The following is a 14,058-nucleotide window of genomic DNA, read 5'->3' on the forward strand; positions in this document are numbered from 1 at the left end:
TTTTCTTACAAGAGGTAAAACTAATTACTTATAACTTAAAATGACCTACTAATGCATTTAGTTCTTCGGCTAATTTTGCCAGCTGGCCTGAACCTGCGGCTACTTCTTCCATAATGCTGCTTATTTGTTGGGAAGAGGCAGATGTTTGTTCGACACCGGCTGCCGATTCCTCGGAGACAGAGGCGATTTCATGAATGGCTGCATTCATCTGCTGGGCATTTGCTGCAATTTCAGCTAGGTTTCCAGCGATAGTTGTAATGCTCTTCACCATTTCTGTGACCGCTTCACTGATTTTATGGAAAGTGCCGCCCGTTGATTCAATCTGTGCTTTTCCTTCTGCTACTTCCTTATATCCGCCTTGCAGCGAATCCGATACAAGCCCCGATTCTTTTTGGATGTTCCCCACTATACTAGTAATATCCGTTACGGAATCAGATACTTGTTCCGCCAGTTTTTTTACTTCTTCTGCTACTACGGCGAATCCTTTTCCATGCTCCCCTGCTCTTGCCGCTTCGATTGCAGCATTTAAAGCCAGAAGATTCGTTTGGTCGGCAACATCTTTAATGACTGTGACCAAGTTGGAAATTTCCTGTGACTGCTTGTCCAGCCCTTGTACTTTATGGACTGACTCACGCACGATGTTATCAATTTTCTCCATCTGAAGAATGGAATTTTTCATGAGCTCCGCGCCATCTTTCGTCATGTTTAACACGATTTTTGAGTTTTCTTCAATGCGGTAGCCATTTTCATTTGCTTCTTGAACTTTATGTGTAAAATTACTCATACCAGCTGATAAATCACTTGCTCTGTCCGCTTGGGTTTCAGTGCCGGCCGCTAATTCCTGCATAGTCGATGCGACTTGTTCAGAACCTGTTTTTACTTCGTTTGCGGACCCGGTCAGTTCTTCACTCTGACTGCTTACTGTTTCAGAAACGAAATTAATTTGACTTACAATGACTCGCAGATTCTGGTTCAATTGGTTTGCGGATGTTACTAACTGTCCGATTTCATCTTTAGATTTTGATTCTAATTTTCCCTCGCTTAAATTACCTAAAGCTAGCTGCTCCATTACATTCGTAACTTGAGGTATTTCTCTTAACATCCGTTTTAGCAGGAAGAAAACGAGAACAATGAGGATGAGGCAGGCAACCGCAAAATATAAGCCCATCATGTATGTAAAGGTGCTAAGGCTGCTCAATGCCTCCTCTTGCGGTATAGATGCGCCTACTGACCAATCAGTTGTCGGAACTTGTGAATATCCGATATATTCCAAGCCGTCATTTACTTTCGTTAATTCGAGCCCCTTTTTACCCTCAACCATTTTCTTGCCTACATTTCCTATTTCACCGGAAAGTTCAGGGAGCTTTTGTTCTAGTATTAACTCGCTGTCCGGATGGTACAGGATCGTTCCGTCGCTGGAAAGTAAGAATGAATATCCGTTTTCCCCCATCTTATAAGATTGCATTAATTGCGGCAATTCATCTAAAAATATGTCTATCGCAACGATACCAACCGTATTTCCACCCTCTTTAATCGGCTTCATCGCGCTTAAAATGATTTTCCCGAACACTTCATCCATATACGGCTCAGTAAAAAATACATCATCTTCCTTAACGGCTTGCTCATACCATGGTCTGCTTTTTATATCGAAGCTTGAATCCGATACTACGTTATTACTGCCGACTAGAAAATTGGCCTTATTGCTGGCAACCCACACCATCGCAACAGCTTCATCTGTTTTCACAATCTCATCAAGAGATTTTAAAACTCCATCATAATACGGGTTTGTTGTTGCTTCTTCCCTCGATTGGGCTGTATTCAAGTATTTTAGTATCTCCTGGTTTGTAGCAACTTGTCTTACGATTGTTTCTTTCTCTGCAAACATACTATTCACTTGATCAGCGATTGCGTCACTGCTGGTCGACACATTCTCTTCCACACTATCCACTAAAATTGATTTTGTATAAGAGTTAATTAGAAATCCTGTAATTGAAAATACAATTATAATAGCTATAAAAAGAGCAAAAGCTACTTTTGTTGAAATACTGTTTCCTATCCAGGAAAACAAGTTTGACTTCGTTACATTATCTTTTTTTGCCATAATATATTCCTTCCTACCTTTGCAGCCTAGCTGTATTTTTTAGCTATATTAGCACTTTGTTGTCCCGTTGCTGCATCCACAATAAATCAGCTCTGGAAGTTATTTTTATACTTTTTTCGGTATTGCCCCCAGCTCTCTTATACCAAGGGGCAAGAGTTGCTTAAATTTGTCCCTCTGTGTGTCGTTTCTATAGGTGAAAAACTGCCTATCCCTTTGTGTACGAATTAACAACGTATTATCTTCTTACTTTTTGAATAATTTTATTTATTACTACCACTTACTATCAAGGAGTTTACTCACAGGCAAAACATTTGTAATTCCCCTGCCCTAAGCACCCCGTATTTAATAAACTTTATTCCTATTTTCACCTCTGCTCACTAAACTTTAATCCTATCGACCTATAATTATACAGCTAAATCGACTTAAATAAATGGTTTTTTTAACTTTTTTATGTACCTATACTACTTTTTCTCTATCACTATCAGATACTCCTATAGAGAGCGTTCAATTCGTTGAAGCCGCTCATCTAAAAAGGGGCTGTCCAGAGAGGAAAAACTCTCCGGGCAGCCCCTAACATTGAATTTTATTTATATATTAGCCATTCTCTTACTGCTTATGAAAGCCCAGAACAGGATCATCAAACAGAGCGCACTCGAGCCGGCCAAAAAAATGCCGCCATACAAATAGCCGGCCATATCCGTTAAATAGCCAAAAACCGGTGGAAGTATGAATACGCCTATCGAGGCAAAGGTAACACTGTAGCCGCTTGCCGAGCCGCCGATGGACCTCGGTACACTTTCGACCGCCAAGTTCATCCATACCCCGTTAAAGCCGGACAATGTAAAGCCGACACTGGCAATGATGATGACCGTAATCCAGACCGCATTTACTTCATACAGCGCCCATAAGGCAATCGGAAACCATGCTGTAATGATCATAAGTACGATCCATCGGTCTCCATTGAACCACGCATCACTCATCATGCCCCAAAGGACTCTTCCTGCCGCTCCGCAGATTTCCGAAAATGCCAGTGCCAGGCCGGCAATATAAATGGACCAGCCTTTTGCCCCGCTCAAAAACAGTAATAAGTAAGTATTAAAAGTCACCTGCATTCCCATTAAAAGCAGCGCAATAAAGGTTGTGAAAAAAAGCATTTTAGAGGTAAAGAGCTTTTTTAACTGTTCGAGCAGTGATGACTCCGTAGAACGCAGCGTTGAAAACACGCCCGAATAGGTCCGCATCACGTTATATACGATAAAAGCAAACACAATCAAGCCTATTGCCGCTCCCTTTACAGCCCACTGCCATCCTATTTTTTCAGCAAGCGCAAGCAATAGAATGCTTGAAAGAGCCGAACCTAATGTGATGGACATCTGTTTAAGCCCCATAGGGAAGGTGACTTTTTGGACGGGGTACAGCTGGATGAGCATTTTGTTTGTGACAGGATGCATGCCCCCGTATCCCAATCCTGCCAATGTAATAAACAGCAATGCAACTATATATGTGTTCTGCACTGTAGCAAACAGGAAAAACCCTCCCCCTACAGTCAGCATCAGCAGCAAAAGTAAGCGGTGTGTTGCGATATAATCGGCAAAAAAACCCATCGGTAGCGTAGCCAGAAACTGGCCTAGAAATAAGGCAGTCGGCAGGAAGCCAAGCTGAAAATTCGTCAACTGCAGGCTGTCGCCAATATAAATGGCAAAAGGGTTCATACTCCTCCCGACAAACGCTGTCAGCAGCTGCGAGAAAATAATAAGCATGACGAATGTCCGCGTATTTATAGCTTTCTCCATGTTAGAATCCTAGTGCATCAGGTATAAATAATACAAGCTGCGGAATATACGTGATGATCATTAATACGACAATCGACACGATAATGAAAGGAAATACCGCTTTTACGAGTGTTTCAAATTTCACCTCTGCCATGGAAGACACAATGAACAGGCCTGTTCCTACCGGCGGTGTCAATAACCCTAATGTTAAGTTGATACATATAAGGACACCAAAATGGACAGGGTCGATCTGCAGTGCCTGGACCAGCGGCATAAACACCGGAACTAAAATAACAAGCGCTGCTATACCATCGAGCAGCATACCTACAATCAGCAGCAAGACATTTACAAGCAGAAGGAATACCCACGGGCTTTCCGTTATGTTTAAAATCAGATCTGCCAGCAGCTGCGGAATTTGCTCGAAAGCAATCATCCAGCCGAAAATATTCGCCATGATGATTAAAAATGTGACAGTCGCCGTATTCGTAACCGTATTAATAAGCATTTTCGGGAATTTTTTAAAGTCCAGTTCCCGGTAAATGACAGACCCTACAATGATTGCCAGCAAACAGGCAATGGCAGCGGATTCTGTTGCTGTAAAAACCCCTGTTAAAATTCCTACTACGACAGTAAGCGGGATCAGCAATGCCGGCAGCATTTTAATTGTTCCCCGTACTATTTCACGGAACGAAGCCCTTTCGCTTTTCGGGAAGCCCTGCTTATACCCCATATAGGCAATCATTAATATAAAGGCGATGCCATAAAGAATCCCCGGTAAAATCCCAGCCATAAACATAGCACCAATTGATGTGCTTGATAATGTGCCATAAATGATAAAAATCATGCTTGGCGGAATGATAGGGGCTATGATCGATGAAGCTAGTGTAATAGCGCCTGCAAATTCTCTTTTATAGCCTTCCTTCTCCATTTGCGGAACCATTACTTTACTCATCATAGCCGCTTGGGCATTGGCTGATCCTAAAATAGATGCAAGAAACATGTTCGCCACAACAGTAACATAGGCAAGCCCGCCGCGGAAATGACCTAATAATAATTTGGCAAAGTTCACAAGGCGCGTAGTGATGCCGCCCTCATTCATGATTTCACCCATTAGCATAAACAGTGGGATCGCCAATAGACCGAAGTTTTCCAGCCCCGAAAACATGCGCAGCGGAGTTGACTCCAACAGCAAAGCCTGGCCATTTAGCAAAAAGTAAATAACCGTAATAATCCCCAGCACCATCGAAATCGGAATCCCCATAATCAATAGTAAGATGAATAAAGCGATCGTAAGAAATGTCATATCCCTTTATCCCCCTCTTTGCCAGGGACATCCCTTTGATGACGAAACAGCCGGATCAACCGGGCGATGATATGGATGACCGCAAATAAAATACCGATTGGCACAGCACTGTACGGAATCCACATCGGCATACCTAGTGAGGTGGACTTTTGCAGCATCGTGGAAGGCAGCATCACCCATTTGGAAGCGTAAAATAAAATAATAAATAAAAACAGCAGCATAATGATATCTTGGACAATGCGCAATATTCTTTGCTTATTTTCAGATAATGCATCTACCAAAAAGGTAACCGAGGCTTGTGTACCATATTTCAAGCCCCAGCTACCGCCGATAAACGAAAACCAAATAAATAAGTAAATGGAAACCTCGCTTGCCCAAGGGATCGGATCTTTCAAAAAGTAGCGGAAGGTAACAGCAGCAATCATAACGATTGTCAAAATCCCCATTAATAGCCCCATAATGACTTCCTCTACTTTAGTAATGACATTGCTTAACTTTGTCATTCCCATACCCCCAAGTCATTTTACTTATTACCGATTTTCTTCGATAAATTTTTTGATCAAGTCTGATTGTCCGCCGTATTCCTTATCAAATGCTTTGATTTGCTTATCAAAGACACTCGCGTCAACGTCGTACACTTCCATCCCCTGGCTTTCCAGCTTCTTACGAAACTCCTCTTCTTGTCCAGAACGTGTTTTTACAGCAAAGTCACTTGCTGTTTTCCATGCTTGGGTAATGGCATCCTGTGCCTCTTGTGAAAGGGAGGAGAATTTTTTCTCGTTTGTTAGAATAGTAGAAGGCCATACCATATGATTTGTTACTGCTACGTATTTGGCAATCTCTGAATATTTATTTGTAATCGTTGCATCAAGGTCCATATCCATCCCGTCAATAACCCCTGTTTGCAATGCAGAATATACTTCTGTTAATGAAAGGGATTCCGGGGCAGCCCCTGCGTTTTTATAGAAGGACTGCAGGACGGGACTTGGTGTTACACGCAGTTTCAGCCCTTTTAAATCATTCGTTGATTCAATTTTCTTATCCTTTGTTACCATTGTCCGCTGACCGGCGAATAAATAAGTGAGCCCTTTTAAGCCTGTCCCTTCTACTTTCCGCAAAATTTCCTGTCCTGTTTCCGAAGCTGCAGCTGCATTTGCCTCTTCAAGCGTCTCAAATAAATACGGGGCAAACCATCCTGCCATTTCAGGTGTACGCGATGTTAAATATGCTGCTGTAATCATCGCCATATCAACAGACCCCGCTTCTACCTGCTGTACCATATCAGCTTCCGAACCAAGCTGGCTGGCCGGGAAAATTTCCACCTTCATTTTGCCGCCTGATATTGATTCTAATTCCTCTTTAAATTTCTCCGAAGCTTGATGCCACATATGATCTGTCGCTGTAATGTGGGCAAGCTTCAATGTCATTTCAGGATAGCCGCCGTTCGTTGTTGCACTCACATTCACACTGTCTCCTGATGAATCCCCTGTTTCCGTCCCTTTACTACTGCATGCTGTTACTAAAAGCATAAGCAGTAAAAACAAAGACCATTTTCCAACCTTCAAGAACTGTTTCATTTGACCTCTCCCTTATCTATTTTTTTTCGGTATTGAGCCATCGTTTCTCCGTTAATGCCCCAATGTTCTAGAGGTATTTCCTGAATAATTACACGAATGCGTTCTTTAGGGACATCAGCGACTTTAGACAATGTTTCCGTCACTTCATAAATGATTTCACGCTTCTGATCAGCGCTTCTGCCCTCTAATAGTTGAATTTGTACAATTGGCATAGCGAATCACCTTTACTTAACATGCAGAGTCAACATTCCTAATGGGCCATAGTTAGCCGTCACCATATCACCGGCCTTCACAGCTACAGCATCTGTCATAGCACCTGCCAGTACGACGTCGCCCGGCATGATGCCTCTTCCTTCTTTACTAAGCTGGGCCAGCAGTTCCATTACAGAATGAATCGGGTGATCCAGGATGGCCGCTCCGCCACCTTCGTGTTTTTTCTCATCGTTTTGGTACATGCTTACTTGAACGGCAGCCCAGTTTGTTGTAGTTGGTGCATACGGCTGGCTGCCTAATAGAAATTTTGTCGAAGATGCATTATCTGCAATGACATCGGGTAATGAGAACGAAAAGTTTTCATAGCGGCTGTCAATGACCTCTAACGCGAGATATACATATTCCACCGCTGTCCACACCTGCTGGGGAGTTACATTGTCACCTGCAATCGCCTTTTTAAATGTAAAGGCGATTTCCGGCTCTACCCGCGGATGGATATAGTCAGCAGCAACAATTTCGTTCGTACGCAAAAGCATGTTTTCTGTAAGACGTCCGTAAATGGTTGAGTCTACACCAACCTGCTGCTGCTTTGCCTTGCTTGTCAGCCCCATTTTCCAACCGATGAACGGATTATCAGCTGAGATTGATTTCTCTATGCTTAACCGCTGAATTTCATATGCCTCTTCTATCGTTAAGGCTGGATGGCTGTTCGTTATTTTTTCTATCGCTTCTTTATTCATCTGTGCATTTGCTACTCGTTCGACATATTCAAATACGTTCCCCACTACACACTCACCTTTTTCTCCGCCATTTGTTGGGCTGTTTCGATGATTGTATCTTCCTGCCCCCCTACGACGTTGCGTTTTCCTAATTCAATCAGAATATCACGGGAATCTACACCAAACTTTTCACTGGCAATTACCGCATGCCGCAAAAAGCTTGAATAGACGCCTGCATAGCCCATAATGAAGCTGCCGCTTGTAATATCCTGCGGTGCCGGTAAAATATTGGCCCGGACATAGTCAGCCAAATCCAGCATTCTATATAAATCGATATTTGTGTCAATCCCCATCCGGTCGAGCACGCCTACCAGCACTTCTGTTTGTGTATTGCCCGCACCTGCACCAAGACAGCACACACTTCCATCTATTCGATTGGCTCCCGCCTCAATTGCGGCTAACGAATTGGCTACAGCGAGCGATAGATTGTTATGTGCATGGAAGCCGATATCTACGGATAAGTGCTCTTTTAGCAGACTGATCCGGGCTTGCACATCTCCCAGAAGCATCGCGCCTGCCGAATCAGTTACGTATACGGCATCCGCTCCATAGGATTCCATTAGCTTTGCCTGCTCCAGCACTACTTCAGGCGGCGCGCTGTGTGACATCATTAAAAACCCGATTGTCTCCATTCCCATGCTTTTCGCCGTTTCGATATGCTGCTTCGAAACATCAGCCTCCGTTACATGTGTAGCGACCCGCACCATGCGTGCTCCTGCTTGATAGGCTTCCTTTAAATCTTCAATTGTCCCGATACCTGGCAGCAGCAATACGGAAATAATGGAATCGCCGGCTACTTCAACCGCTGCTTTTACAAGATCTATATCATATTCTTTCGAAAGACCGTATTGTAAAGAAGATCCTCCCAAACCATCGCCATGTGTTACCTCAATATAGGGAACACCCGCTTTACTTGCTTGCTCTACAACATAGCGAACCTGCTCTTTAGTAAATTGATGGCCCACAACATGGCTTCCGTCCCGCAAGGCAACTTCTGTTAATAGAATTTTCCCCATTATATTCCTACCTCTTTTTTCTGCAGCTGCTGAGCCATAATCTCTCCAACTTTTAACGCAGCGGCAGTCATGATATCCAGATTCCCGGCATAAACCGGTAAATAATCTCCTAACCCTTCTACCTCTAAAAAGACTTTTACTTCTCTTCCTTCAATTAACGGATCTATTTTCAGGCGGTATCCGGGAACATAAGAATTTACGTCCTTTACAATCTGCTCAATAGCCGTCTTCATTTGGTCAGGCTCTTTAACATCTTCTTCGAGTAAGCACGATACAGTATCCCGCATCAGCATTGGGGGCTCGGCAGGATTTAGGATAATAATCGCTTTTCCTTTTTTGGCGCCCCCTACTTCTTCAATCGCTCTAGCTGTTGTTTGTGTAAATTCATCGATATTGGCCCGTGTACCTGGTCCTGCACTTTTTGAAGCAATCGTTGCGACGATTTCTGCATATTCTACATTTTGCACCTGCTGGATAGCATGAATGACGGGAATCGTTGCCTGCCCGCCGCACGTAATCATATTTACAACAGATTCATTGAGGTGTCTTTCCAGATTAACGGTCGGTACAACGAAAGGACCTATCGCAGCCGGTGTTAAATCTATTATTTTTTTGCCAAGCGGCTCTAGCAGCTCGACGTGTTTAGTATGTGCTTTGGCAGAAGTGGCATCAAATAATACATCTGCCAGTTCAGGATGCTCCAAAAATCCTTCTATCCCGTTGGAAATGGTGTGGACACCTGCATCTTTTGCCTTTTTTAAGCCGTCAGAGTCCGGGTCGATCCCGATGACGACTGACATGTGCAATAGCTCGGAACGCATGACTTTCTTCATCAAATCCGTACCAATATTACCTGAACCAATAATGCCTACTTTTAATTTCTTCATAGTTCCTCCTGTTAACGACAGATAAGTTCCACTTTGCCCAGTGTGTCTCCAAAGTCGGCCACGAAAATATCACCTTCTGCAGCATCAAGCGCTGAAGATAATGCGCCCGATAAAACAATCTCGCCTTTTTTCAATCCGATATTGAAATCAGCCAGTTTGTTGACGAGCCAAGCTACACAAGAAGCGGGGTTTCCAAGCACATCGCTTCCTTTCCCGCTGTTTATTAACTCGCCGTTTTTATAGAAATCCATATGGACAGCAGGCAGGTCAATCTCATCGAGTGTCCGCTTCTTCTCACCTAACACATATTTAGCAGAAGAAGCATTGTCTGCAATCGTATCAAGCAATTTAATATTCCAATTTTTAATTCGGCTGTCTACTACTTCAATGCTGGCCAGTACATAATCCGTTGCGTTGATCACATCCTCGGCAGTAACATTCGGCCCCTTTAAGTCCTCCTTCATAACAAAGGCTACCTCTGCTTCAACGCGCGGCTTTAAACACTCCGAGCAGTCCAGCTCGTTATTTTTCAGCTCCATCGATTCCAGTAAGTGACCATAGTCAGGTTCATCTACCTTCAGCAGCTTTTGCATTGCCTCTGATGTGAGGCCGATTTTTTTGCCTGTTATCTGATCTCCGGCTATTACCTTCTTGTGAATAACCTCCAGCTGGATAGAATACGCATCCTTTAATGTGAAATGTTCCAGCTGCTCTGTTAACGGTTCGATTCCTTCACGCTGTTTTTCAGCTTCCACAAATTTATCTGACCACTCAATTAAATTAACGACCATATTAATCACCCAGACTTTATAATTTAATAGTTACATTTGATAGCTCACAGTAAAATTCAAAGCTGTGGGCCCCTCCCTCGCGTCCAATACCGCTATGCTTCATACCGCCGAATGGTGTGCGTAAATCGCGTAAATACCATGTATTCACCCAGACAATGCCGGCTTCGATTTGCCCGGCGACACGGTGCGCCCGGCGTAAATCATTTGTCCAGATCGTAGCACCCAGCCCGTATGTTGTATCATTTGCATACGCAATCACTTCTTCTTCTGTATCAAACGGCATGACCGTCACTACCGGGCCGAAAATTTCCTCTTTGATACAGCGGGAATCCTCCGGCAGCCCGACAATAATGGTCGGCTCAATAAAATAGCCTTTTTCTAAATGATCCGGACGCTTGCCGCCTGTTAAAATAGTGCCGCCCTCTTCTTTTGCAATATCAATATAATGCATCACTTTTTCATAATGCTCTTTTCCGACGACAGACCCGATATTTGTATTCGAATCAAATGGATCACCTATTACTAACTCTTTCGTACGTGCGGTGAATCGATCTAAAAATATATCCATTATCGATCGTTCAACATAGATTCTAGACGCGCATAGACAGACCTGCCCCTGGTTGCGGAAGCTTGAATGAAGCGTTGTTTCCACAACTTCGTCAATATCAGAGTCCGCAAAAATGATACTAGGATTTTTACCGCCCAATTCAAAGGACACTTTCTTTAATGTAGGTGCTGCCGCCTTCATAATGACCGTTCCTGTCCGTGTCTCCCCCGTAAATGTAATAGCATCCACCTGAGGATGTTCGGATAAAAATGCCCCGGCGGAATCACTTCCAAATCCGTGCACTACATTCACTACACCATCCGGTACGCCCGCCTCTTTACAGAGCGCCGCCAGCTTCGTTGCCGTCATCGGCGTCAGTTCGGCCGGCTTCATGACAGCGGTACTTCCTGCCGCTAAACACGGTGCCAGCTTCCATGTTAATAACAATAACGGCAGATTCCACGGGTTAATCATGGCGACAACCCCTACAGGACGGGTAATAGAATAATGCAAGGCAATATTGTCCTGATGATACGCTTCATTTCCCAGGGAAGTGACGTAGTCCGCGAAAAAATGAAAATTATGGGCAGCTCTTTTAATATCCATTTCAAGTGCCAATTCGTAGGGCTTTCCTGTATCTAAAGCCTCAAGCGCCGCTAACTCCTCCACATTTTCCAAAATGAGATCGCCAATTTTACGAATGATTTGCGAGCGCTGCTTCACCGTATACTGTGACCATTCACCCTTTAAAGCCGCTTTGGCTGCTTTCACTGCCTGGTCTACCTCTTGCTGTGTTGCTTCCGCTACCCATCCAATTACTTCCTCAGTAGCCGGATTGATGTTCAAAAACTTTCTTTCTTCCGGCGCTTCGATATATTGACCATTAATAAAATTTTGACAATCGATTCCTTTAACCGCTTTTTGTAACTGCTGCATTTTCTTCCTACACGAACGTGTAGAATTCACCTCGCTTTTCCTGAATAAATAAAGATAGCAGCTTCCGAGAAAATGAAACTATTCACTTCCTTAAAGCTGCTCTACAGGTTATTCTTCTTCCACTTCCACAATCATTTCGATTTCAATTGCTGTATTATTCGGCAATTGGGCAAGCCCGACAGCCGAGCGAGCGTGTTTTCCTTTTTCGCCCAATACCTCAACCAATAGGTCCGACGCACCGTTCATTACTTTTGGCTGTTCTGTAAAATGCGGGGCGGAATTTACCATGCCTAAAATTTTGACAACACGCTTTATTTTCGAAAGTTCACCTAATTCATGCTTAAGCACTGTCAGTAAATTAATCATGGATTGTCGACTTGCAGCATATCCGTCTTCTACGGTTAAATTTTCGCCTAATTTGCCGTGGTATTGATCGACCCCCTGGCCGGACGTAAAAATTAAATTACCTGTCCGGACACAGCTGACATAATTGCCTACCGCTTGACGGGGTGCTGCAATTTCAACTCCTAAATTCCGCAGCCGCTCTTCTGGAGATTGAGTTTGACTGAACATTATTTTCCAACACCACTCTTTTGATAGTTTAAAAATTGCAGGGCATTCTCTCCCAAAATCGCTTTTTTCACTTCTGACGGAAGATCCGGGGAGTCATCTATCACTTTTCCGGGATCAATTTCTCTTAACAAGAATGGATAATCCGATCCCATAATAATCTTGTCATGGCCGAATCTTTCGATTAAGAATGCTAAATTATCTTTATCGTAAACTAGCGAATCAAAATAGAAATTCTTTGCATAATGACTAGGAGGATGCTCTGTTAAGCGAAGATGTGGCCATACTTCCCAGCCCTGATCCAGCCGGGGCAAAATATACGGAAACGATCCGCCGCCGTGGGCAAGACAAACTTTAAGATTTGGGCATTTTTCCATTATGCCGCTCCAAATCAGGCTTGCACCGGCCAAGGCTGTTTCGCTCGGCATACCAATCGTGTACAAAAAGTTATGACGAGGTGTGCGGTCCTGCGCCATCGTTTCCCAAGGATGAATAAATAACGGCATTTCCAGCTCTTCAGCTGCCTTGAAGAAAGGCAGTAAATAGGCGGCATCTAAATTCTCGCCATTTACATTCGTTCCAATTTCAATGCCCGCCAACCCCAGCTCCTTACAGCGGCGCATCTCTTCAATTGCTGCATCTGCATCTTGCATAGGGACCGTTCCCAGCCCGATAAAATAATCAGGATATTCATTTACGGTGCCGGCTATGAAATCATTTTGGAACTGGGCCAGCTCCAGTGCCTGCTCTACCGGCGCCCAGTATGAAAATGTAACGGGAACCGGTGAAATCACCTGCATATCCACGCCTTCTTTTTTCATATCCTCAATCCGCTTTTTTGGGTCCCATACTTGATCAGTAACTTCACGGAATACTTTTCCGCTCACCATAATATCCGCACCGCAAGAACATTTTTGCTGCAATACAGGCCATTTTTTATTGTCATACTTTTCAGAAAAATCAGGTAATTCAAGAGGGTATATATGAGTATGGAAATCTACTCTCATTTCCATTCCTCTACTGTTTCCGGCATGACATGGCCGCATTTATCACATGTACGCAATTCCTCTGTCGCATTAAAATGTGCGATACCTTCTGCAATCTGCTGGCCGATGTTCGTTACTTGCAATGTAGCGCGGTGCAGCTCATGGTCACATTGATCGCATAACCAGACCAGATCCTCTAACTCTCCTGCTTTTCGCTTATACTCAATTACAATTCCGTACGTATCTGCCACGCGATGTGGTGAATGTGGGACATTGCCCGGTAATACAAACATCTCGCCTTCTTTTACTTCAATTACTTCTCTTTTATTTTCATCATTAATAATTTCTACATAGCAGGAGCCTTTTACTTGATAGAATATTTCATCTGATGGACTGACATGGAACTCGCGCCGTGCATTCGGTCCCCCTACAAGCATCACAAGGAACTGTGAATCTTCCCATAGCGCTTTATTATTTACAGGTGGTTTTAATAAGTCCTTATTATCCTCGATGATTTTCCAAATATTTTGCGAACGTGCCTGCATCTTGCTAATTTCGATTGAATTACTCATCGTAATAC

General features: G+C 43.6%; 14 protein-coding genes. All 14 read right to left on the reverse strand.

What is annotated here, in order from left to right; translation table 11 throughout:
• Nucleotides 1-28 precede the first annotated feature (28 nt).
• The 14 genes from BOD01S_RS23695 to BOD01S_RS10155 all read right to left on the reverse strand — a co-directional run bounded on the left by BOD01S_RS23695 (nucleotide 29) and on the right by BOD01S_RS10155 (nucleotide 14,050).
• Nucleotides 29-2,101 carry a methyl-accepting chemotaxis protein gene (locus tag BOD01S_RS23695; RefSeq protein WP_081977942.1) on the reverse strand — a complete coding sequence of 691 codons (2,073 nt, stop codon included), beginning with the start codon at nucleotides 2,099-2,101 and terminating at the stop codon, nucleotides 29-31.
• A gap of 587 nt (nucleotides 2,102-2,688) precedes the next feature.
• Nucleotides 2,689-3,894, reverse strand: coding sequence for an MFS transporter (locus BOD01S_RS10095; RefSeq protein WP_052124830.1), 1,206 nt, complete (start codon nucleotides 3,892-3,894; stop codon nucleotides 2,689-2,691).
• 1 nt (nucleotide 3,895) lies between these two features.
• Nucleotides 3,896-5,176 (reverse strand): TRAP transporter large permease, encoded by a 1,281-nt coding sequence (locus BOD01S_RS10100; protein WP_036154379.1) that lies wholly within the window; start codon nucleotides 5,174-5,176, stop codon nucleotides 3,896-3,898.
• Nucleotides 5,173-5,679, reverse strand: a complete 507-nt coding sequence (locus BOD01S_RS10105) for a TRAP transporter small permease (RefSeq protein ID WP_036154377.1) — start codon at nucleotides 5,677-5,679, stop codon at nucleotides 5,173-5,175. The genes BOD01S_RS10100 and BOD01S_RS10105 overlap by 4 nt, the downstream gene beginning before the upstream one ends.
• A 27-nt stretch (nucleotides 5,680-5,706) precedes the next feature.
• Nucleotides 5,707-6,753, reverse strand: coding sequence for a TRAP transporter substrate-binding protein (locus BOD01S_RS10110; protein ID WP_036154375.1), 1,047 nt, complete (start codon nucleotides 6,751-6,753; stop codon nucleotides 5,707-5,709).
• Nucleotides 6,750-6,965, reverse strand: a complete 216-nt coding sequence (locus BOD01S_RS10115) for a 4-oxalocrotonate tautomerase (RefSeq protein WP_036154373.1) — start codon at nucleotides 6,963-6,965, stop codon at nucleotides 6,750-6,752. Before BOD01S_RS10115 ends, BOD01S_RS10110 begins: the two co-directional genes overlap by 4 nt.
• Before the next feature lie 12 nt (nucleotides 6,966-6,977).
• Nucleotides 6,978-7,751: a 2-keto-4-pentenoate hydratase gene (locus BOD01S_RS10120; RefSeq protein WP_036154371.1), complete on the reverse strand. Its 774-nt coding sequence runs from the start codon at nucleotides 7,749-7,751 to the stop codon at nucleotides 6,978-6,980.
• Nucleotides 7,751-8,764, reverse strand: coding sequence for a 4-hydroxy-2-oxovalerate aldolase (dmpG, locus tag BOD01S_RS10125; RefSeq protein ID WP_088321745.1), 1,014 nt, complete (start codon nucleotides 8,762-8,764; stop codon nucleotides 7,751-7,753). The genes BOD01S_RS10120 and dmpG overlap by 1 nt, the downstream gene beginning before the upstream one ends.
• Nucleotides 8,761-9,648, reverse strand: a complete 888-nt coding sequence (locus BOD01S_RS10130) for an acetaldehyde dehydrogenase (acetylating) (RefSeq protein ID WP_036154367.1) — start codon at nucleotides 9,646-9,648, stop codon at nucleotides 8,761-8,763. Before BOD01S_RS10130 ends, dmpG begins: the two co-directional genes overlap by 4 nt.
• Nucleotides 9,649-9,659: 11 nt before the next feature.
• The gene (locus BOD01S_RS10135) at nucleotides 9,660-10,439 is read right to left on the reverse strand and encodes a 2-keto-4-pentenoate hydratase (protein WP_036154366.1); all 780 of its coding nucleotides are present in this window, start codon (nucleotides 10,437-10,439) and stop codon (nucleotides 9,660-9,662) included.
• Between the two features lie 16 nt (nucleotides 10,440-10,455).
• Entirely contained in the window at nucleotides 10,456-11,922 is a 1,467-nt protein-coding gene (locus tag BOD01S_RS10140) for an aldehyde dehydrogenase (RefSeq protein WP_036154364.1), read from the reverse strand.
• A gap of 108 nt (nucleotides 11,923-12,030) precedes the next feature.
• Nucleotides 12,031-12,495, reverse strand: a complete 465-nt coding sequence (locus BOD01S_RS10145) for a RidA family protein (RefSeq protein ID WP_036154361.1) — start codon at nucleotides 12,493-12,495, stop codon at nucleotides 12,031-12,033.
• The gene (locus BOD01S_RS10150; protein ID WP_036154359.1) at nucleotides 12,495-13,505 is read right to left on the reverse strand and encodes an amidohydrolase family protein; all 1,011 of its coding nucleotides are present in this window, start codon (nucleotides 13,503-13,505) and stop codon (nucleotides 12,495-12,497) included. Before BOD01S_RS10150 ends, BOD01S_RS10145 begins: the two co-directional genes overlap by 1 nt.
• Nucleotides 13,496-14,050, reverse strand: a complete 555-nt coding sequence (locus BOD01S_RS10155) for a 3-hydroxyanthranilate 3,4-dioxygenase (protein ID WP_052124829.1) — start codon at nucleotides 14,048-14,050, stop codon at nucleotides 13,496-13,498. The genes BOD01S_RS10150 and BOD01S_RS10155 overlap by 10 nt, the downstream gene beginning before the upstream one ends.
• Nucleotides 14,051-14,058 lie beyond the last annotated feature (8 nt).

This window comes from Lysinibacillus odysseyi 34hs-1 = NBRC 100172 (genome assembly GCF_001591965.1).
GTDB classification, from domain to species: Bacteria; Bacillota; Bacilli; order Bacillales_A; family Planococcaceae; genus Lysinibacillus_B; species Lysinibacillus_B odysseyi.